Source organism: Micromonospora sp. NPDC007230, assembly GCF_042869115.1.
In the GTDB taxonomy this organism is placed as follows: domain Bacteria; phylum Actinomycetota; class Actinomycetes; order Mycobacteriales; family Micromonosporaceae; genus Micromonospora.
Map to the genome: position 1 here is coordinate 101852 of NZ_JBIAFE010000018.1, position 20858 is coordinate 122709.

Annotated in this window: 13 protein-coding genes and 2 tRNA genes; 6 read left to right on the forward strand and 9 right to left on the reverse strand. The window is 71.4% G+C overall.

What is annotated here, in order from left to right:
- Positions 1–55: 55 nt before the first annotated feature.
- A complete protein-coding gene (locus tag ACFYML_RS24080; protein WP_387422789.1) occupies positions 56–454 on the reverse strand; it encodes a hypothetical protein in 399 nt (132 codons plus the stop codon).
- 251 nt (positions 455–705) lie between these two features.
- Between ACFYML_RS24080 and ACFYML_RS24085 the strand changes: the two genes are divergently transcribed.
- On the forward strand, positions 706–3159 hold the full coding sequence (locus ACFYML_RS24085; RefSeq protein ID WP_387422790.1) for a metallophosphoesterase: 2454 nt from the start codon (positions 706–708) through the stop codon (positions 3157–3159).
- Between the two features lie 88 nt (positions 3160–3247).
- Here ACFYML_RS24085 and ACFYML_RS24090 read toward each other — a convergent pair whose 3' ends face one another.
- The 5 genes from ACFYML_RS24090 to ACFYML_RS24110 all read right to left on the reverse strand — a co-directional run bounded on the left by ACFYML_RS24090 (position 3248) and on the right by ACFYML_RS24110 (position 8441).
- Positions 3248–3949, reverse strand: coding sequence for a DUF2510 domain-containing protein (locus ACFYML_RS24090; RefSeq protein ID WP_387422791.1), 702 nt, complete (start codon positions 3947–3949; stop codon positions 3248–3250).
- A 663-nt stretch (positions 3950–4612) separates the two neighbouring features.
- Positions 4613–4689, reverse strand: a tRNA-Ile gene (locus ACFYML_RS24095).
- Between the two features lie 141 nt (positions 4690–4830).
- Positions 4831–6072 carry an NAD(P)/FAD-dependent oxidoreductase gene (locus tag ACFYML_RS24100; RefSeq protein WP_387422793.1) on the reverse strand — a complete coding sequence of 414 codons (1242 nt, stop codon included), beginning with the start codon at positions 6070–6072 and terminating at the stop codon, positions 4831–4833.
- Positions 6062–8200, reverse strand: coding sequence for an MMPL family transporter (locus ACFYML_RS24105; RefSeq protein ID WP_387422794.1), 2139 nt, complete (start codon positions 8198–8200; stop codon positions 6062–6064). Before ACFYML_RS24105 ends, ACFYML_RS24100 begins: the two co-directional genes overlap by 11 nt.
- Positions 8201–8368: 168 nt before the next feature.
- Positions 8369–8441: transfer RNA gene (locus ACFYML_RS24110), tRNA-Asn, on the reverse strand.
- A gap of 285 nt (positions 8442–8726) precedes the next feature.
- Here ACFYML_RS24110 and ACFYML_RS24115 point away from each other — a divergent pair.
- From ACFYML_RS24115 to ACFYML_RS24135, 5 genes are all read left to right on the forward strand, one after another.
- Positions 8727–9113 carry a hypothetical protein gene (locus tag ACFYML_RS24115; RefSeq protein WP_387422795.1) on the forward strand — a complete coding sequence of 129 codons (387 nt, stop codon included), beginning with the start codon at positions 8727–8729 and terminating at the stop codon, positions 9111–9113.
- A 265-nt stretch (positions 9114–9378) separates the two neighbouring features.
- Positions 9379–12714, forward strand: coding sequence for a ThuA domain-containing protein (locus ACFYML_RS24120; protein WP_387422796.1), 3336 nt, complete (start codon positions 9379–9381; stop codon positions 12712–12714).
- 292 nt (positions 12715–13006) lie between these two features.
- A complete protein-coding gene (locus tag ACFYML_RS24125; protein WP_387422797.1) occupies positions 13007–13876 on the forward strand; it encodes a sugar phosphate isomerase/epimerase family protein in 870 nt (289 codons plus the stop codon).
- 111 nt (positions 13877–13987) lie between these two features.
- On the forward strand, positions 13988–15169 hold the full coding sequence (locus ACFYML_RS24130) for an ROK family protein (RefSeq protein WP_387422798.1): 1182 nt from the start codon (positions 13988–13990) through the stop codon (positions 15167–15169).
- Positions 15170–15322: 153 nt separating this feature from the next.
- The gene (locus tag ACFYML_RS24135; RefSeq protein ID WP_387422799.1) at positions 15323–16864 is read left to right on the forward strand and encodes a M28 family metallopeptidase; all 1542 of its coding nucleotides are present in this window, start codon (positions 15323–15325) and stop codon (positions 16862–16864) included.
- Between the two features lie 86 nt (positions 16865–16950).
- On the opposite strand, the gene ACFYML_RS24140 is transcribed toward ACFYML_RS24135, so the two are convergent.
- The 3 genes from ACFYML_RS24140 to ACFYML_RS24150 form a co-directional block, all read right to left on the reverse strand.
- Positions 16951–17961, reverse strand: a complete 1011-nt coding sequence (locus tag ACFYML_RS24140; RefSeq protein WP_387422800.1) for a sugar phosphate isomerase/epimerase family protein — start codon at positions 17959–17961, stop codon at positions 16951–16953.
- A gap of 267 nt (positions 17962–18228) precedes the next feature.
- A complete protein-coding gene (locus ACFYML_RS24145; protein ID WP_387422801.1) occupies positions 18229–19296 on the reverse strand; it encodes a polyprenyl synthetase family protein in 1068 nt (355 codons plus the stop codon).
- The gene (locus ACFYML_RS24150) at positions 19293–20687 is read right to left on the reverse strand and encodes an alkaline phosphatase family protein (RefSeq protein ID WP_387422802.1); all 1395 of its coding nucleotides are present in this window, start codon (positions 20685–20687) and stop codon (positions 19293–19295) included. The genes ACFYML_RS24145 and ACFYML_RS24150 overlap by 4 nt, the downstream gene beginning before the upstream one ends.
- Positions 20688–20858: the final 171 nt, after the last annotated feature.

Below are 20858 nucleotides of genomic sequence, written 5' to 3' on the forward strand. Positions count from 1 at the left end.
ACCGGGGGCCCGCCGCGTTGCCGGCGGGCTCCCGGGTCAGGGGCCGGGTCACTTCTCACCGGGCCGGCCGCTGGCGGCGGCGCCGCAGCCACCCGGCACCGGCGCTCACCAGGGTGGACCCGCTCGCGGTGCCGATGGCGACCAGCGCCGCCCCGACCGCCCAGAGCCCGGTGGCGTCGGTCGACGCGGCGTGCCGCGCCCAGGCGGCCGTGAAGGCCACCGTCATCACCGGGGCCACCAGCCACGGGCCGCGCCACCAGCCGCCGACCGCGGCGATCAGGGCCAGGGTCAGTACGCAGCCAGCCACCTGCCACACCGCGTACGGGCCGCTGGTGGCGCCGGTCGCCGGGTCGACCGTGTAGCCGCTCTCCCAGCCCAACCAGGCCCACCAGGCGCCAACCGTCGCCGCCACCAGCAGCAGCCCGCCGAGCAGAGTACGCATCGTTGTGGTCACGGCCCGATCCTGCCGGTCCCGGCGGCCGGGCGGATGAGCATCCGTACTCGGGTCAACGCCCCGCCGCGGACGTCCCGGCCCGGGCGGCGCAGCGCGTCCGGCCGGCACAGCGGGCTGCACCGCCCCTCGCCGGCCCTCCGACCGCCTGGTCAGGGGCCGGCCCGGTCCGGTTGGTCTCGGGTTCATCGGGCTATCACCGCAACCGCCTAGCGTCCGGCGTCGTTGATCGCGACACCCGCAAGGAGTTGGACGTGCTAGCCAAACGAAAACTCGCCCTCACCCTGGCCTCGGTCGCTGCGTTGACCCTCTCGGCGGGGCTCGCCACCACGGCGGGTGCGGCCAGTGGCGAGCTGCAACGGATCACCCCGCCGGTCGACACCCAACAGCCGCCCCAGGACCGCCTGGTGCTCGCCGTGATCGGGGACTACGGCGGCTGCGGCGTTGACCGCACCTGTGCGGAGGAGTACCAGGTCGCGGACATGGTCCACTCCTGGAACCCGGCGGCCATCCTCACCACCGGCGACAACACCTACCAGCAGGGCCGGCCCGACGAGGTGGTCAAGGCCCAGGCGCCGTACAAGGCGGACATCGACGCCGGCCGAATGTTTCCGATCATGGGCAACCACGACTACGGCAACGGCTGCTCGCCGGAGAGCGTCCAGCCGAGCCTGGACTACTTCAAGGTGCCCGCCGCCTTCGTCGCCGGCTTCGGCAACGGGCTGCTCGACTTCGTCAACCCCGACGCCAACTGCCAGACGGCGACGGGCAGCGCGAAGCCGCCGATCTACGACACCTACCGCAACACGCTCACGAACAGCCCGGCCGCCTGGAAGGTGGTCGGCGGCCACCAGCCGATCTACTCCTCCGGCAAGGCCGGCAACAACCTGGACCGTGCCTGGCTGATGACGCCGGGCGTGGACCTGATCCTCGCCGGCCACGATCACCACGCGGAGCACATCGAGACGGCCGACGGCTACCACATCGCCATCTCCGGCAACGGCGGCGCCGGCCTGACGCCGCTGTTCAGCGTCGCGCCGGGCAGCAAGTTCCGGGATGCCGCGCACTTCGGGGCGATGCGGCTGACCGTGACCCCGGACTCGCTGAAGGCGGAGTACCTGTCGCTACCGGGCACCGTCGACTACTACTTCCTGCTCAAGAAGGACACGCAGGGCCGGGCCTACCTGGCCGAGCGGTCGGACTGGGTCGACCCGAACCCGGACCCGGGCGGAAACCCGACCCCGAACAGGTACACGGTCTCCTTCGACGCTGCGGCGGACAAGGCCGACGGCCTGACCTACCGGAACTACGAGGACGGCCCGTTCCTGACCACCGAGGTCGACGGCCGCCGGGCACTGGAGCTGCAGAGGAATCCCTTCGGCGGCGCCAACCAGTTGTACATGTTCGTCGACGACGCGGCGATCTTCGGCGGGCCGTACCAGGTGAAGGCCACGATCAGCTACCGCTCCCCGGTCCCGGGCTCGTTCGCCATCCAGTACGACTCGCAGCAGAGCGGCTCGGCCTACCAGCGTTCGACCGCGGTGACGATCGGCGCCGGCCAGGTGAACCAGTGGCAGACCACGACGATCGACCTTCCCGACGTCCGGTTCACCAACCGGCAGAACGGCGGCGCGGACCTGCGGCTGAACGCGCTGGCCAACCTTCCGCTCGCCGTCTCGGCGATACGCCTCGACGTGGTCCCGCCCGCCCCACCGGCGACCCGGGTCACGATGGACTTCTCCGGTGAGCCCGACGGGCTGACCTGGATCCCGTACGAGAGCGGCCCCGCGCACGAGATCGTCGTCGACGGTCGGCGTGCCCTGCAGGTCGACCGGAACACGTTCAACTCCGGCAACAACCTCTACCTCGCCGTCGACGACCGCTACCTCACCGGCGGCCCGTACGACGCCACCGCGACCATCGAGTACCGTTCCCCGGTCACCGGCTCGTTCGTCCTCCAGTACGACTCCGCGGCCACCGGGTCGGCGTACCAGAGCGCCACCCGCGTGAGCATCACCGCCGCCATGGTCAACACCTGGCAGACCGTGACCCTCGACCTGCCCCAGGTGGTGTTCCGGAACCGGCAGAACGGCAACGCCGACATGCGGATCGTGGGCGCGAACAACCTGCCCCTCATCATCGGCTCGATGAGCGTGCAGCTCGCCGACCAGCAGGCGCAGTTGCTGAAGGCGGCGCAGGACGCGGTCGCCGCCGCCGAGGCCAACCCCTCGGCGGACACGATCACAACCGCCGACACGGCCATCGCCAAGGTCACCGACGCCACCCAGGTCACCGCGCTCAACCAGCGACTGACCGTCGTGAAACACCTCGTCCACGCCCACGACCTGCTCAACCGCATCGCCGCAACCGAACTCACCACCCCCGCACAACTCGACGCCGCCGTCACCGACCTCACCAACGCCACCACGACCCTGGAAAAGGTGCCCACCGACCGGCAGGGCGACCTGCCACAGCAGCTCGCCACAGCGAAACGCCGCATCGCCGACGCCCTCGCCGACTTCTTCGCCAAACCCATCCAAGGCAAACCGGAACCCATCAAACGACCCTGGCTCGACCTGGTCATCTCCGACACCTACGACCGCACCGGCACCACCGACCTGCACGACCGCGTGATGTCAATCGTGCGCAGCCACACCACCGGCCAGGAAGTCACCATCGCCATCAACGAATTCCTCGCCACCCGCTAAACGGAAAACAGTCCCCGCCAAGGCTCGGGGCGGCGCCGGACCCACCGGCGCCGCCCCGAACGACCCGACCTGGCTACGGATGCCGTGATCAGCGAGGTCGCCGCCGCCGGTTCTTGAGCGGGCAGGTAAACATCAGCAGCGCGTGCGCCGCCAGCACCGTCAGGTAACCCGCCGCCGACTTCAGCAAAATGGTGTCGTTGCTGGGCGAGGCGACCATCGCCCCGAACACCGCCGCGACCGCCAGCACGAAGACCACCACCGTCCACCACGGCTCGCGGGTCCGGTAGCGGGGCACCAGCGCCACCAGCAGCACCGTGCCGGCGACCGCGGCCCACACCACCAGCGCGATCAGCGGACCGAGCCCCTGCGAGTAGGCCCGTCCCCAGGCGCTCATCTTCGTGTCGTACACGTTGAGCCAGGCACCCAGCTCCAGATAGCGCACCGGCGCGTAGCTGAAGTCCCGGGGCGGGCTGTCCACCCCGGCGTACGGCAGCGCCAGGAAGCCGAGCACCAGGAGCACCGCCACGATGCCGAGGACCAGAAACCGTACGACCAGCGACCCGACCGGAAGCTTCGCGGACGGCTGTCCCGGCGCGGGAGCCGGCGCCCCGGACACCCCCGGCGGCGGGCCGGGCGGAACGGGCGGCGGGGCGGCGCCATCGGGCAGCGGGTCCAGTTGTGGCTGCTGCCGGCCGTCGATCACGTGCGCTGTCCACCGGTCGCCGTCGAACCAGCGCACCGGCTGCCGCCCGGAGGGATCCGGATACCAACCGGGCCGCGGCCCAACCATCGCACCTTCCCCGCCACCCTGCACAGAGGAAACCTTGCCACGATCATCCGCACCGGAGAAGAGGGCTGTACAGCCACCTTCTGATCCGTAGATTCCAAGACCATGCCAAGGCCGGTACGGATGGCTGTATATCCACAGGCACGTGACACGATCCAACATGTGGCAACCGATCTGCACCACCACCGCCATGGTTGATTCGGCGAAGAGCGAGGCTGTCCGGCTCTACACGAGCTGGGGCCGAAATCCCTGGCCTCGCACCAACCCGGACGCATGCCCGGAGCATCCCCTGAGCTTCTCCTTCGGTACGCCGAAGGCGTGGTTCAGGAGATGTTCGATCAGTTCCCGGTCTGGGATGTCGGTCCCGAGGGGCTAGCGCAGGCCGCAGATCGTGTTGGTATAGCGATGGCCGGTCGCCACCCTGAGCTTGATGCGGAGGCGGCGAAGGCTCTGGCTTGGATGTGGTCCTACAGCGCGCGTTAGCCACCCGAACCCCGCCATAGACGCTCATTTTGGAAGGACGAAGATCATCGCCTCGGGATGCCCGACACGCCTGCTCGCGGCAGGAGAGTGGGCCGCGGACTCAGTGCGGACTGAGGGCGTTGGTTCCGATCTTGACGCCGTTCGTCCGGGTCGTCGGCACCATGCCTGAGCAGGGATTTTGCGTGGTGGGGCGGGCGGGACTCGAACCCGCGACCGAGGGATTATGAGTCCCCTGCTCTAACCCGCTGAGCTACCGCCCCGCTACCGCGCCGGATCGTAACCCGCTCAACGGATCACCGGCCACCACCCGAACGGCCGGGCTCAAGATCCGACCGGCACGGTGGGCAACGCGAGGATAACAGCGCGCAGCGGATCGGCGGGTGCCCGCATGGTCCACTGGCTCAGCCCTCGCTGCGCAGCTCCGCGAGCACCGCCCCGGCGGCCCGCCAGCCGCTGGCGAGCGCCCCCTGGATGGACGGGCTGTCCCGGTGGTCGCCGGCGACGTAGAGCCCGTCGCCGAGCGCGACCGGTTTGCGCAGCCGGCCCTGCGGCGGTGGCGCGGCGGGCAGCGCGTCCGGGACGGTGACCGTGGTCAGGTGGGTCCAGTCGGCGGTGGACCGCCCGTAGAGCCGGTCCAACTCCCGCCGGATGACCGCTTCGGGCGGGGCCTGCGGCCCGACCACCGAGGTGGCCACCAGGTGCTTCCCGGCCGGCGCGTACGTGGGCGCGGCGCGGCTGACCACGACGGTGTTGGCGACCAGTTCCCGCCGTTCCCCGTCGAGCAGCAGGATCGGCTCGGCCAGGGGCGGGGTGTCGGTGCTGTGGTAGTAGGTCGTGTAGCCGTGCATGCGTACCCGGCTGAGCCTGGGCAGCAGGGTGGCCGCCGCCGGCGGGTCCACGGCGACCACGACGGCGCGGCAGGCGAGGTCGCCGGCCTGGGTGCGGACCCGGCCCGGCGCGACCGCGCTGACCGGATTGTTCAGGTCGATCAGCTCGGCGGGCAGCGGGGCCGCGACGGCCTGGGGCAGCGCCGCCATCCCCCGGGCGGGCAGGCCGATCCGCCCCCGGGCGAACGAGCGCAGGATCACGGCGAGCACGTGGCTGGAGGTCGCCAGTTCCCGGTCGAGGAGGACGCCGGAGAGGAACGGCCGGAGCAGTTCCTCGATGATCGCGTCGGAGAGGCCGGCCCGGCGCAGCGCCGCCTCGGTGGTGGTCTCCGGCGCGGTGAGCAGCCGGCCTACCGGCAGGGTGGCACAGCCGGTGACGAGCCCGGCGAAGCGCAACCGGTCCGACAGCGACCCGACCCCGGCGGTCAGCGTGCCGGCGAGGCCGGCGGGCTCGCGTAGCGGATTGGCCAGCCGGTCCAGTCGGTCGCCGCGGCGGACCAGCACGCCTGCGCTGAACCAGCCGAGGTTCAGGGCGGCCAGGTCGAGCAGGCCGCCGAGCCGCGGGTACGCGGTGTTGAGCACCTGGAAGCCGCGGTCCAGCAGGTAGCCGTCGACCTCGTCGGTGGCGATCCGGCCGCCGAGCCGGTCGCCGGCCTCCAGCAGCCGCCACGGCACGCCGGCGCGGTGCAGCCGCCGGGCCGCGGCGAGGCCGGCCAGGCCACCACCGACGATGACCACGTCGGTCTCAGCGGGCATGTGTCACCTCCGCCCCGGCCCGATCCCCGTCCCGGTTGGCCCGCGACAGCCGGCTCGGCCACCAGACCTTCGGCCCGATGTCGTACGCGAGCGCGGGCACCAGCAGGGACCGGACGACGATGGTGTCGAGCAGCACCCCGATGGCGACCGCCACGCCCAGTTCGACGAGCACCACCAGCGGTAGCACGGCGAGCGCGGAGAACGTGGCGGCGAGCACGATGCCGGCGGAGGTGATCACGCCGCCGGTGACGGCGAGGCCGGCCAGCACCCCGGCCCGGGTGCCCCGGCGGACCGACTCCTCGCGGACCCGGCTCATCAGGAAGATGTTGTAGTCGATGCCGAGGGCGACCAGGAACACGAACGCGAAGAGCGGGAACGACTGGTCGACGCCGGGGAAGTTCAGGCCGTACTTGAAGATCAGTGCGCAGAGGCCGAGCGTGGCCAGGAACGACAGCACCACGGTGGCGATCAGCAGGAGCGGGGCGAGCAGGGCGCGCAGCAGCAGGGCCAGGATCACCGCGATGACCAGCAGCACCACCGGGATGATGACGTTGCGGTCCCGGACGGCGGCGTCGGCGGTGTCGACGTTGACAGCGGTGAAGCCGCCCACCACGGCGCAGGCGCCGGGCACCTTGTGCACCGCCTCGCGCAGGTCGCGGACGGTCCGCTCGGCGGCGTGGCTGTCCGGCGGGTCGGCGAGGGTGGCCTCCAGCTGCACCCGCCCGTCGACCACTTTGGGCAGCGCGTTCGGTTCGGGTGGCCCGCCCGGCCCCTGGCCGGTGACCGGGCGCACCGCGGACACGCCGGGTACGCCCTGGGCCACCTGGGCCACCTGCCGGGCGGTGGCCTCGGTGGTGAAGATGGTGGCCGGGCTGCCGGTGCCGGCCGGGAAGTGCCGGTCGATCACCTCCTGCCCGGCCACCGAGTCGGTGCGGTGGGTGAACAGACTGGACTGGCCCAGGGTGTTGGCGTCGAGCTGGGTCACGCCACCGGCGAGGGCGGCCAGGACCACCGCGGTGACCAGCCAGACGGGCCGGGCCCGCCGGGCGACGAAGCCGGCGATCCGGCCCCAGACGCGGTGCTCGGTACGCGCGTCGGCATGGTCGTGGCGGGGCCGCCGCGGCCAGAACGCCCAGCGTCCGCCGAGCAGCAGCAGGGCGGGGAGGAAGGTCAGCATCACCAGCAGGGTGGCGGCGATGCCGACGGCGGCGACCGGGCCGAGCGCGCGGTTGGAGTTGAGGCTGGACAGCAGGAGGCAGAGCAGGCTGAGGATGACGGTGGCGCCGGAGGCGATGATGGCCGGGCCGGCGCCCTTCCAGGCGGTCCGCATCGCGTGCCACGGGCGCTCGTGCCGGTGCAGCTCCTCCCGGTAGCGGGCGATGAGCAGCAGCGCGTAGTCGGTGCCGGCGCCGAAGACCAGCACGGTGAGGATGCCCTGCGCCTGCCCGTTCAGCTTGATGACGTCACTGCGCGCGAGGTGATAGACGAAGAGCGAGGCCAGCGCGTACGACATGCCGGCGGCGAGCAGCGGGCAGATCCAGAGCACCGGGCTGCGGTAGACGATCAGCAGGATCACCAGCACGACCACCAGGGTGACCAGCAGCAGCGGCCCGTCGATGGCGGTGAAGACCTCGATCAGGTCGGCCAGCAGGCCCGCCGGCCCGGCCACGTCCACGGAGAGCCCGTCCCGGTCCGCGCCCGCGATGCCGCGCAACTGGTCGACGACCTGCCGGATCCGCTCGCCCTCGGCGCTGGCGATCGGGACGATCACCTGCACCGCCTGGCCGTCCTGGCTGACGATCGGCGGCGGCAGCGGGGCGACCACCCCCGGCACCTGGGCGAAGCGGTCCACGTCCGCCCGGACGCGCTGCTGGTCGGCCGGGGTGATGCCGGCGGCGCGCTGGTAGACGACCAGGGCGGGAGTGGTCTGCCTGGTCACGAAGCCGGCGGACAGGTCCTGCGCCCGGGTCGCCTCGGCGTTGGCCGGCAGGAAGGCCGCGTTGTCGTTGGTGGCGACATCGCCGAGCTTCCCCGAGTACGGTCCGGCGATCGCCCCGATGACGAGCCAACCCAGTACGACCGCCGCCGCGATCAGCGTCGCCGTCCAGCGGTGCGGTCCTCCGGCCATCTCCACCCACCTTTGAACCGACGCACGAACCGACGCAGCAGGAGTCCCAGTCGACCTCCATCCTGCCGGCCAGAGCGCACCGTTCGGGCAGAAACCGCCCGCGGCGCCGGGGCGGGGAAACGAGAAGCGCCCGCCGACCTGTGGTCGACGGGCGTCTGTGGAGCGAAGCTCCCCCGTTTGGACTCGAACCAAAAACCTGCCGGTTAACAGCCGGCTGCTCTGCCAATTGAGCTACGGGGGACCGCAGATCACCCGGTTCGGATCTCTCCGCGCCGGGCGACGGGGACAAGAGTACAGGACATCCGGGGGTGGTGCGCCAGGGGGTTACCGCCATCCGCGGCGGCATTTCCGGGCGACACGATCAATCATCAATACGGACAAATCGCCATCTGGGCACGCGGAGGCATGAGCGGAGAGCAGGATGGGTAGTTAGCCGCCGACAGAGGACGCAGGCGCGAGATGGTCGTTCCCGGTCGGCAATCGCCCGGTCGGGGACGGCGGCGCGTCAGGTACGGAAGGAGCCGCCATGCGCGGAAAGATCATGTTTCTTGGCGGGCTGGCTGCGGGATTCGTCCTGGGCGCCCGTGCCGGTCGGGAGAAGTACGACGAGCTCGTGGTCCGGGGTCGCAAGGTGCTCGACCACCCGACCGTCCAGGAGGCGGCGGGTGTGGCGCAGGCCCAGGCGAACCGGCTCTATGCCGAGGGTAAGGACAGGCTGGGGCAGACGAAGCTCGGCGAGAAGCTGACCAGCGGCAACGGCGGCAAGCCGGGGCTCACCTCGGCCGACAAGCCGTTCGCCGGGACGCCGGCCTCCGTCGGCGCCAAGTCCGGTTCGGCCGGCACGGGATCGGGCAGCGGGCCGAACGCGTCGACGAGCAGCGGCAGCACCAAGCCGTCTGGCAGCAACTCCTGACGCCATCAGGACAGCGGGCCGGTCGCCATCAGGCGACCGGCCCGTTCTCGTCTGTCCGGACGGGACCCAACCTTCCTACTTTTGCTGATCCTGAACAAAAGTCGAAGCGATTCATAGAAAACTTTTGGCTCCGACCTCTTCTCTTTGGTCGCGTCCGCAAATATCGTCTCGCGTAGAACCTGGCCAGGCTCTCGTCACCACATCAGCGACCTCCTCAGCTCTCGTCCCGCGCTGAGGCGGACCCGCCCGACCAGAGCGAGGTTCGATGCGCAGACCCTTCGGCCGCAGGGCCGCCACCCACCTCAGCCTGCTCGCCCTCGTCGGCGCGACGCTCGTCGCGACGGCCGAGCAGGCTCCGACCCCGGCCCAGGCCGCGCCGGTGCTCAATGCCCCGGCACCCAACAGCAACGGCATGCAGTACAAGGTGCTCGTCTTCACCAGGTCGGCCAGCGGCAACAATGCCGCCACCGCCGCCGGCGTGCAGGCCATCCAGCAACTCGGGCAGGAACGGCGCTTCACCGTCGAGGTCACCAACGACGCCCGCAAGTTCGACGAGCCGCACCTCAAGCAGTTCCGTGCCGTGGTGTTCCTGAACACCGCCGGCGACGTGCTCAACGACACCCAGCAGGCGGCCTTCGAGCAGTACTACCGCGACGGCGGCGGCTTCGTCGGCGTGCACTCCGCCATCGAAGCCAACCCGGACTGGTCCTTCCTGACCAACGTGCTGGGCACCCGCGCCACCGGCGCGCCGTCGGCCGCCAGCAAGGCGACCGTCACCGTCGCCGACCGGGTCCACCCGGCCTCGAAGACGCTGCCGCAGCGGTGGAGCACCACCGACCGGTGGTACAACTTCGCGGCCAACGTCCGGGGCGTCTCGCACGTGCTGGCCACGGTGGACGAGAAGACGTACACCGGCGGCACGATGGGCTTCGACCACCCGGTCACCTGGTGCAAGGACTACCAGGGCGGCCGGTCGTTCTACACCGGACTCGGCGCCACGCCGGAGAGCTACAGCACCGTGGACCTGCGGGCCCACCTGGGCGGGGCGATCCAGTGGGCGGCCGGCGTGACCGACGGCGACTGCGGCGCGACCGTGCTGGCCAACTACCAGATGACGGTGGTCGGGGCGCAGCCCAACGTCAACGAGCCGATCGGCTTCGACGTCCTTCCCGACGGCCGGGTGCTGCAGACCGACCGGCGCGGCGGCGTACGCCTGCACAACCCGGAGACCAACGAGACCACCGTCCTGGCTCAGATCCCGGTCTACACCCACAGCGAGGACGGGATGTACGGCCCGGCGATCGACAACGACTTCGCCAACAACAAGTGGGTCTACCTGTACTACGCGCCCCCGTTGAACACCCCCACCGGGGCCGCGCCGACCACCAGCACCGACCCGCACGCCTGGGACGTGTGGCAGGGCTACTTCCAGCTCTCCCGCTACAAGTTCGTCGACGGGGAGACCCCGTCGCTCGACCTGAGCACCGAGCAGAAGATCATGCAGGTGCCGGTCGACCGGGGCGCCTGCTGCCACGTGGCCGGTGACATCGCGTTCGACTCGAAGAACAACCTCTGGCTGGTCACCGGGGACGACACCCCGGCGGGTGGCGGCGGTTCCGGTGGCTTCTCGCCGCACAACGACTCGGTCAGCGCCACCGGCGTCTACCAGGCGCCCTTCGTGGACGCCCGGCGCAGCTCGGCCAACACCAACGACCTGCGCGGCAAGATCCTGCGGATCACGGTGGGCGCGGACGGCTCGTACACCGCGCCGGCGGGCAACCTGTTCCCGGCCGGCACGGCGAAGACCCGGCCGGAGATCTACGCGATGGGCTTCCGGAACCCGTTCCGGATCACCCTCGACAAGAACGACGTCGCCTACATCACCGACTACTCCCCCGACTCCTCCACTGCCCAGGTCGGGCGCGGGCCGGCGGGCACCGGCCGAATGATGGTGGTCGACAAGCCGGCGAACTACGGCTGGCCGATGTGCGTGCAGCCGAACCTGCCGTACATCGAGATGAACTGGACCACCAGCCCCATCTCGCCGGTCGCGCCGTTCGACTGCGCGGCGCCGAAGAACACCTCCCGGCACAACACCGGCCTGACCGACCTGCCGAAGGTCGAGAAGTCTGAGCTGTGGTACTCGTTCCAGGCGCCGACCCCCTGCCCGGAGTCCTACCTGTCGACTCCGACGCAGACCTGCCCGGTGCTCTTCCCGGAGCTGGGCACCGGTGGTGTCGGCCCGCACGGTGCGGCGAAGTACGACTACGACCCGGAGCTGAGGTCGGAGACGAAGTTCCCCGAGTACTACGACGGCGCCATCTTCTTCGGCGAGTTCACCCGGGACACCCTCAAGGAGATCCGGCTGGACGACCAGGGTGAGATCCTGAAGATCAACAATGTGTTGAACTGCGGGCAGGCGCCCACCACCCCGGCCAAGCCGTTCCTCTGCGACAACCCGATGGACATGCGCTGGGGCGCGGACGGCAACTTCTACCTGCTGACCTACGGCGACGGGTTCTTCAACATCAACCCGGACGCGGCCATGCTGAAGTTCAGCTACGTCAAGGGCCTCCGGGCGCCCACCGCCGTGCTGAACGCGACCCCGACCAACGGCCGCGCGCCGCTGACGGTCTCGTTCTCCAGCGAGGGCTCGAAGGACCCGGATCCGGGCGACTCGATCCGGTTCGCCTGGGACTTCGACGGCAACGGCACCACCGACTCGATCGACCCGAACCCGTCGTTCACCTACACCACCAACGGGGTCTACACCGCCCGCCTGACGGTGACCGACTCCAGCGGCAAGACGGCGTCGGCGAACACCACGATCACCGTCGGCAACACCGCGCCGACCGTCACGGTCAACACCCCGATCGAGGGCGGCTTCTTCAGCTGGGGCGACGACATCCCGTGGACGGTCACCGTCACCGACCCGGAGGACGGGCCGATCGACTGCAGCAAGGTCGAGGTGACCTTCGTGCTCGGCCACGACACCCACGGGCACGGTGAGGCCAACCAGTTCGGCTGCTCGGGCGTGCTGCCCACGGAGGCGGACGACGCCTCGCACGGCGGCTACATCTACGGCGTGGTCAGCGCGTCGTACACCGACAAGGGCGCCAACGGCCAGCCGGCGCTGACCACGGTGGACCAGCAGATCATCCAGGCCAAGCGGCAGGAGGTCGAGTTCGCCACCGAGGAGTCCGGCACCACGGTCGCCACCACCGCCGACACCGGCGGCGGGCAGCAGCGCGGCGGCCTCGACCCGGGTGACTGGATCGCGATCAACAACACCGTCAACCTGAAGAACATGCAGTCGATCACGCTGCGTACCTCCGGCGGCAGTGCCGCCACGGCCGGGCAGCCCCGGTTCGGCGTCCAGTTCCGCCTGGACTCCCCCACCGGCCCGCTGCTGACCACCGCCACCGTCAACGCGACCAGCGGCAACAACGCCTTCACCAGCACCACCGTGCCGATCACCGACCCGGGCGGGACGCACAAGCTCTACTTGGTCTTCACCACCGTCTCCGGCGGTCCGACCAGCGGCTTCGGCAACCTCAACTGGGTCGAGTTCACCGGCCAGGGCATCGGCGTCACGCCGTGACGCCCGGGTGGGGCCGTCCACCGGGCGGCCCCCCCCCGCCCCCCCCCCCCCCCCCAAACCCCCCCACACCAGTGTAATGCAGCCCCCTATTTAACACAGCACACACCCGGTTAGCCCCCGACCGATTATCGGCACCAAAGCCGGGGCGGCCGGGGCGGTCGCCGTCGGCGCCGCCGGCTGGGCCCCCTCGGCCACCGCGGCGAGCAACGGCGTACTCGTCCCGCCGGGCAAGCGCGGCATCATCCTCTACAGCGTCCGTGACCGGATCGGCGCCGCCGACGACGGCAGCGGAGTGCCGTTCGGGTTCGAGCGGGTGCTCGGCCGGCTCGCCGAGATCGGCTACAAGGAGGTCGAGTTCGCCGGGTACACCCAGCACACCTCGATCCTCGGCCGGCAGATCACCCCGACCGAGATCCGCAAGATCCTCGACGACAACGGGCTGCGCGCCAACGGCTCGCACGCCTCGATCCCGGGCACCGTCACCCCGGCCACGATCGCCCAGTTCGAGCAGACGCTGGACACCGCCGAGATCCTCGGCATGACCCACATCGGCACCGGCAGCGACCCGACCGGCAGCAACTACAAGGCCGACTGGGACGCCGCCGCCGACCGGTGGAACACCTTCGGCGAGATGGCCGCCGCGCGTGGGCTGAAGCTCTACACCCACAACCACGACGCGGCGTACAACTTCCTGCTGGACAGCGGGCCGCTGGACGCGCTGGGCCGCCCGACCCGGTCCTCCGGCGTCCGCAAGCTGGAGTACTTCTTCGGGCTCACCAACCCGGAGTGGGTCTGGTTCGAGATGGACATCTACTGGGCGCACGTGGCCCAGTACCGGTACCGCAGCTACACCGACCCGGACGGCGTGACGCAGACCAACGTCTTCGACCCGCTGGCCACCGTGGCCGTCCGGACCAACCGGTTCCCGCTGTTCCACGCCAAGGACGGTAAGATCAACACGGGCACCACCAACGGGTACGACATGGTGCCGCTCGGCCAGGGCGACATCGACTACGGTGGCTTCTTCGCCAACATGGGCGCCAAGGGCTACCACAACCCGATGTGGGAGCAGGACACCGCGCCCGGTGGCAGCGCCGACCCGGGCCGGTCGCTGCGCTACGCGGAGATCAGCTACCAGCACATGTCGAGCCTGCGGGGCTGACCCGACCTTTCCGACCGCAAGGGGGGCCGCTCCCGGGAAACCGGGGGCGGCCCCCTCGCGTCACGCCGCTGTGACGCACGTATGGCACATTCGGAGCGGGGGGTGATCGCGATGACGATGGTGGAACCGGAGAGCGCGGACCAGACAAGGCTGCTGCGGCTGCTGCGCGACGGCCCGCGCTCCCGGGTGGAGCTGGCGGACGCCCTGGGCCTGCCCCGGGCCCGGTTCGCCGCAGAGGTGGACCGGCTGACCGCGCAGGGCCTGGTGGAGACCGCGGGGCCGGCCGCGTCCCGGGGCGGGCGGCGGTCGTCGCTGCTCCGGATGGCCGGGCAGGTCCGGTTCGGCGCGGTGGTCGTCGGTGACGGGCGGCTCGAGGTGGCGCTCACCGACGGCGAGCTGACCCTGCTCACCCGGTACGCCGAGCCGCTGGACGTCCGGGTCGGCCCGGAAGCGGCGGTGAGCCGCGCGGTCGAGGTGCTCGGCAAGCTCCGCGCCGAGGCCGGGCTGGCCCGGCTGGCCGGGGTCGGCGTGGCCCTGCCCGGGCCGGTCGCGGTCCGGGCCGGCGCGCCGGCCGTCGCGCCCGCCCTGCCCGGCTGGCACCAGTTCCCGGTCCGCGACACCATCGCCGCCGAGCTGGGCTGCCCGGTGCAGGTCGACAACGACGCCAACGTGATGGCGCTCGGTGAGCTGCACGCCGGCACCGGCCGGGCGTTCGACGACTTCCTCTACGTCAAGCTGGGCAACGCCGTGGGCTGCGGGCTGATCCTCGACGGTGCGCTCTACCGGGGCGCGGCCAGCGGGGCCGGTGACGTCGGTCACCTCCCGCTCGCCGAGGACGGGCCGCTGTGCGGCTGCGGCCAGACCGGCTGCCTGGAGGCGTACTGCGGGGATGCCGCGCTGGTGCGAGAGGCGGTGACCGCCGCGCGGGCCGGGCGCTCGACGGCGCTCGGCGACCGGCTGGCGGCGGCCGGCACGCTGACCATGGCCGACGTGGGCCGGGCCGTGACCGACGGGGACCCGGTCGCGCAGACGATGGTCCGCGACGCCGCCCGCCGGCTCGGGCAGGTGGTGGTCAGTCTGGTCAGCTTCGTCAACCCGGCGATCGTGATCATCGGCGGCGCGGCCCCCGGCATCGGTCCCGTCCTGCTGGCCGAGATCCGCGGCGTGGTCTACCGACGCTCGACGCCGCTGGCCACCGGCAGCATGCCGATCGTCCTCTCCGACCTGGACGACCGGGCCGCCCTGATCGGTGGCGCTCGCCTGATCAGCGACCAGGTCTTCGCGGCCTGCTGAGCACCGCCGGCTCGGCGGCCCCGCCCGACGGCCCGGGTGAAGGGCACATTCACGTCCGAGGGCGTGCGGACAATCACTTCCGTGGCTATGCTCACCGGACTCTCCCAGGGCTCACCGGCATCCGGTGAGCCTGTTGGCCAATAGGAGGACAACGTGGTCTCCCGAAAAGCCTGGCAGCGCCGCGTGCTGGCAACCGCGACCGCGGTGCTGGTCGGCGTCGCCAGCGCGGCGCCCGCAGCGCACGCCGAACCCAACAACAACAACTCACGGAAGTTGCGGGCGGCGGTCACCGCCGACGGCATCATCAAACACCTCACGGCCCTGCAGCGGATCGCCGACGAGAACGGTGGTACGCGGGTGGCCGGCTCGGCCGGCTACGACCGCTCGGTCGACTACGCCGAAGGCGTGCTCCGCGCGGCCGGCCTCCAGGTGAGCCGGCAGTCTTTCCAGTACCAGACGTTCATCTCGCACGGTCCCGGCCTGCTGCAGCGGGTGTCCCCGTCGCCGGTCGCCGACCTGCCGAACGTGCTGATGAGCTACTCGGGCAGCGGCGACGTGACCGCGCGGGCGTCGGTGCCGACCGGCTCCGCTTTCGGCTGCACGTCGGCGGACTTCGGCCCGGCCAACGCCGGCACGATCGTCCTCATCAGCCGCGGCGGAAGCACCGATACCTTTTCCTGCGGCTTCGGCTTGAAGGCCAGGAACGCGTTCAACGCCGGGGCGGCCGCCGCGATCATCTACAACAACACCACCGGCAGTCTGAACGGGACGCTGGGCGAGGACTTCGCGCTCGACTTCGCGGCGACCGGCATCACCCAGGAGCTCGGCCAGCAGCTCGTGGCGCAGGTCTCCAATGGCCTGACGCTGCGGGTCAAGGCCAGCACCTTCCGCGGTACGGCCACCGCGGAGAACCTCATCGCCGAGTCGGACTCGGGTGACCCGAACAACGTGGTGATGGCCGGTGCCCACCTGGACTCGGTCTCCGCCGGCCCGGGCATCAACGACAACGGCTCGGGCAGCGCCTCGCTGCTGGAGATCGCCACGCAGATGCACAAGGTGAAGCCGAAGAACAAGGTCCGCTTCGCCCTCTGGGCGGCCGAGGAGTCCGGCCTGGTCGGCTCGGAGCACTACGTCGCCAACCTGTCGGCTGCGGAGCGTAAGAAGATCGCGCTCTACCTGAACTTCGACATGGTCGCCTCGCCCAACTACGTGCGCTTCGTCTACGACGGCGACAACTCGGCGTTCCCGGTCGGCACCGGGTCCGCTGCCGGGCCGGCCGGCTCGGGCGCCATCGAGCAGCTCTTCCACGACTACTTCGCCTCGCAGGGGCTGGCATCGCGGGAGACGCCGTTCTCCGGGCGGAGCGACTACGGGCCGTTCATCGCCGCGGGCGTGGACATCCCGTCCGGTGGCCTGTTCACCGGCGGCGAAGGAATCAAGACCGCGGACGAGGCGGCGGTCTTCGGTGGCACCCCGGGCATGCCGTACGACTCGTGCTACCACCAGGCCTGCGACACGATCAACAACATCAACAAGCAGGCGCTTGAGGAGATGTCCGACGCGATCGCGCACGCCGTGATCACGTACGCCTTCGACACCAGCATCCTGCGCGCGCCGGTCCAGGGCGAGGGACCGGGTGCCGGGGACAGCGGCGGCGGTGGCCTGCACGACCACGAGCACGAGGTCACTCAGTAACCGTCCGGCCAACCAGACCGGCACTGACCTGAACAGGCGGGAGGCGACCTCGGTCGCCTCCCGCCTGTTCGTGGCGGCCGAACCGGTCAGTCGCGGTTGCTGCTGAAGGCGGCGTCGAACGCGGCGGCCGGGGTGTCGAAGGCGTGCCGGCGGACGAACTGGAGCGCCTCGGGCGCACCGACCAGCCGGTCCATGCCGGCGTCCTCCCACTCGATGGAGATCGGGCCGTCGTAGCCGATCGCGTTCAACGCCCGGAAGCAGTCCTCCCACGGCACGTCCCCGTGGCCGGTGGAGACGAAGTCCCAGCCACGCCGCAGGTCCGCCCACGGCAGGTGGGAGGAGAGCCGCCCGCGCCGCCCGTCGCCGGTACGGACCTTCGCGTCCTTGCAGTCGACGTGGTAGATCCGGTCGGCGAAGTCGAAGATGAAGTTGACCGGGTCCAGCTCCTGCCAGACGAAGTGGGACGGGTCCCAGTTCAGCCCGAACGCGGGGCGGTGGCCGATCGCCTCCAGCGTCCGCTTGGTGGTCCAGTAGTCGTACGCGATCTCGCTGGGGTGCACCTCGTGCGCGAAGCGGACCCCCACCTCGTCGAAGACGTCGAGGATCGGGTTCCACCGGTCGGCGAAGTCCTGGTAACCGCGTTCGATCATCGCCGGCGGCACCGGCGGGAACATCGCCAGCGTGTGCCAGATGGACGAGCCGGTGAACCCGACCACCGTCCGCACCCCCAGCTTCGCCGCCGCCCGGGCGGTGTCCTTCATCTCCTCGGCGGCCCGGCGGCGGACGCCCTCCGGCTCGCCGTCGCCCCAGATCCGGGCGGGCAGGATGTCCTGGTGCCGCTCGTCGATGGGGTGGTCGCAGACCGCCTGCCCGACCAGGTGGTTGGAGATGGCGAAGACCTGGAGGTTGTGCTTGGCGAGGGTGGCCCGCTTCCGGTCCACGTACGACTCGTCGGCGAGGGCCTTGTCGACCTCGAAGTGGTCGCCCCAGCAGGCGATCTCGAGGCCGTCGTACCCCCACTCGGCGGCGAGCCGACAGACCTCGTCGAACGGAAGATCGGCCCACTGGCCGGTGAAGAGCGTGATGGGTCGCGCCATTGTCCTTCTCCCCTGTGTGATGGGGGATTCCGTTGCGGGCCGGGCGAGGGCGACCGGGTGCTGACGACCTCGACGGACACCGGTGGGCGCGGTCGCACCTGAGGCCCGACGGGTTGCGCCTCCCGTCGGGTCACCGGCCACCTCGCGGTCGCCTCCCCCACTCTATTTCCGCCGCCCCGCTCGCGGAAGGCCCCACCTGATCGGGGTGTCCAACCGGGCGCCCCACCTTGCCGCTACCGACTGGAGATCACCACCGGAGACGGCGGCTCAGTGCCGGCGGTGGGCGGCCCGGGTGGTCAGCTCGACCAGTGCCGACCGGGCGGGCTCGGCCAGCGGTGTCCGGTCCAGCGCGGCACGGGCCTGGTCGACGCGGGTCCGGATCATGCCCTCGACCCGCTCCCGCGCGCCGGTGGCCTCGATGATCCCCCGCACCTCGGCCGCGCCCCCGTGGTCCAGCTCGGGGTCTCCGACCAGCGCCCGCAGTCGCGCCGCCTGCGTCGGGCCGGCCGCCTCCCGGGCCAGCGCCAGCAGCACGGTCGGCTTACCCTCCCGCAGGTCGTCCAGGTTCGACTTGCCGGTGACGGCCGGGTCGCCGAACACGCCGAGCAGGTCGTCGCGGAGCTGGAAGGCGTCCCCGAGCGGATCGCCGAACTCCGCCAGCGCCGTCACGATGGCGGGGTCGGCGCCGGCCAGCGCGGCGCCGATCTGCACCGGGCGGGTCACCGTGTACCGGGCCGTCTTCATCCGGACCACGGCGAGGGCGGCGGCCACCGAGCCGTCGCCGACCGCGGAGACCACGTCCAGGTACTCCCCCGCGATCACCTCCGCCCGCATCCGGGCGAAGACGGCGAGCCCGCGGCGGACCTGCGCCGGTTCGAGCCCGCAGTCGTGGAACATCTGGCCCGACCAGGCGGCGCAGAGGTCGCCGCAGAGCAGGGCGGCGTCCCGGCCGTACGCCGCGGGGTCGCCGTGCCAGCCGGAGCGGGTGTGCAGCTCGGCGAAGACCCGGTGCACCGACGGCTGGCCGCGCCGCAGGTCGCTGCCGTCCAGGATGTCGTCGTGGATCAGCGCGAAGGCGTGGAACAGCTCCAGCGCCGCCGCGGCGACCACGATCGGGGCGCCGTCCGCGCCGCCGAAGCCGCGCCAGCCCCAGTAGCAGAACAGGGGCCGCAGCCGCTTGCCACCGGCGAGAACGAACCGGCGCAGCACGGCGTGGACGGCCCCCGTACCGTCGTCCGACCGACCCGGCCGCCGCTCGCTCAGGAACGCGGCGAGCGCGGCGTCGAAGCGGTCCCGCAGCAGGGCCGGGTCGGTCGGTGCGACGGTGACGGTCATGGTGCCTCCCGGGCCAGTCCGGCGAGCTGGAGCAGCAGGGCCTTCACGTCGGTCGCGGCGACCCGGTCCCGGGCCGCGGTCGGGTCGGAGCAGAGCAGCACCGGCCCGTCGGCCGGGTCGGCGGGCAGCCGGCCGTGCGAGCCGCGGACCGCCCGCGCCCCGGCGTCCAGCCCCACCACGCTCATCAGGTAGCGCATGCCGAGCTTCTTGCGGGCCAGCGCCACCGCCGCCCGGCGCTTCGCGGCGCCCGGGGCGGCCGGGTCGAAGAACAGCTCGGCCGGATCGTAGCCGGGCTTGCGGTGGATCTCCACGAGGCGGGCGAAATCGGGTGCGCGGGCGTCGTCGAGCCAGTAGTAGTACGTGAACCAGGCGTCCGGCTCGGCCACCAGCACCAGCTCGCCGGAGCGCTCGTGGTCCAGCCCGTAGCCGGCCTGCCCGGCGGCGTCCAACACCTCGGCCACCCCGGGCAGCCCGGCGCAGAGCTTCGCCACCGCCGGCACGTCGGCCGGGTCCTTCACGTATACGTGCGCGACCTGGTGGTCGGCGACCGCGAAGGCCCGGGACGTCCACGGGTCGAGGTACTCCATGCCGTCCTGGGTGTAGACCCGCAGCAGCCCCTCGGACCGCAGCAGGCGGTTGACGTCGACCGGGCGGGAGACGTCGGTGATGCCGTACTCGGAGAGCGCCACCACGGTGGCGTCCCGCTCCCGGGCGGCGTCCAGCAGCGGGGCGAGCACCGCGTCCAGCTCGGCCGCCGCGGCGGCGGCCTGCGGCGAGGACGGGCCGAACCGCTGCAGGTCGTAGTCGAGGTGCGGGACGTAGACCAGGGTCAGGTCCGGGGCGTGGTCGGCGAGGATCCGCTCGGCCGCCCGGCAGATCCACCGCGACGACGGCAGCCCCGCCCCGGGCCCCCAGTAGGTGAAGAGCGGGAAGGTGCCGAGCGCGTCGGTGAGCGCGTCGTGCAGCTCGGGCGGATCGGTCCAGCAGTCCGGCTCCTTGCGCCCGTCCGCGTAGTAGATCGGGCGCGGCGTCACCGTCCAGTCCACGTCGGCGCCCATCGCGTACCACCAGCAGACGTTGGCGACCCGGTAGCCGGGCTCGACCCGGCGGGCCGCCTGCCACAGCTTCTCCCCGCCGACCAGGGCGTTGTGCTGCCGCCAGAGCAGCACCTCGCCGAGATCCCGGAAATACCAACCGTTGCCGACGATCCCGTGGCCGGCCGGTGGTTCTCCGGTGAGGAAGGTGGACTGCACCGAGCAGGTGACCGCGGGCAGCACCGTGCCCAGCTCGGCGGAGAAGCCCGACTCGGCGACCGCGCGCAGCCGGGGCATGTGCGCCAGCAGGCGCGGGGTCAGCCCCACCACGTCGATAACCACCAACCGCTTGCTCATGCCGGCACCTCGCTTCGCTCGGCACCGCCATGAGGCACCACGGCACCGTGTCGATGATTCGCTCGCTGACGCTCGCTCATGCCGGCACCTCGCTTCGCTCGGCACCGCCATGAGGCACCACGGCACCGTGTCGATGATTCGCTCGCTGACGCTCGCTCATGCCGGCACCTC

Bases quoted from the DNA above. Each gene is read 5' to 3' on its own strand.
- ACFYML_RS24150 (WP_387422802.1), bottom strand. From the start codon at position 20,687: ATGAGCAAGCGGTTGGTGGTTATCGACGTGGTGGGGCTGACCCCGCGC.
- ACFYML_RS24115 (WP_387422795.1), top strand. From the start codon at position 8,727: ATGCGCGGAAAGATCATGTTTCTTGGCGGGCTGGCTGCGGGATTCGTC.
- ACFYML_RS24145 (WP_387422801.1), bottom strand. From the start codon at position 19,296: ATGACCGTCACCGTCGCACCGACCGACCCGGCCCTGCTGCGGGACCGC.
- ACFYML_RS24140 (WP_387422800.1), bottom strand. From the start codon at position 17,961: ATGGCGCGACCCATCACGCTCTTCACCGGCCAGTGGGCCGATCTTCCG.
- ACFYML_RS24105 (WP_387422794.1), bottom strand. From the start codon at position 8,200: ATGGCCGGAGGACCGCACCGCTGGACGGCGACGCTGATCGCGGCGGCG.
- ACFYML_RS24100 (WP_387422793.1), bottom strand. From the start codon at position 6,072: ATGCCCGCTGAGACCGACGTGGTCATCGTCGGTGGTGGCCTGGCCGGC.
- ACFYML_RS24090 (WP_387422791.1), bottom strand. From the start codon at position 3,949: ATGGTTGGGCCGCGGCCCGGTTGGTATCCGGATCCCTCCGGGCGGCAG.
- ACFYML_RS24120 (WP_387422796.1), top strand. From the start codon at position 9,379: ATGCGCAGACCCTTCGGCCGCAGGGCCGCCACCCACCTCAGCCTGCTC.
- ACFYML_RS24130 (WP_387422798.1), top strand. From the start codon at position 13,988: ATGACGATGGTGGAACCGGAGAGCGCGGACCAGACAAGGCTGCTGCGG.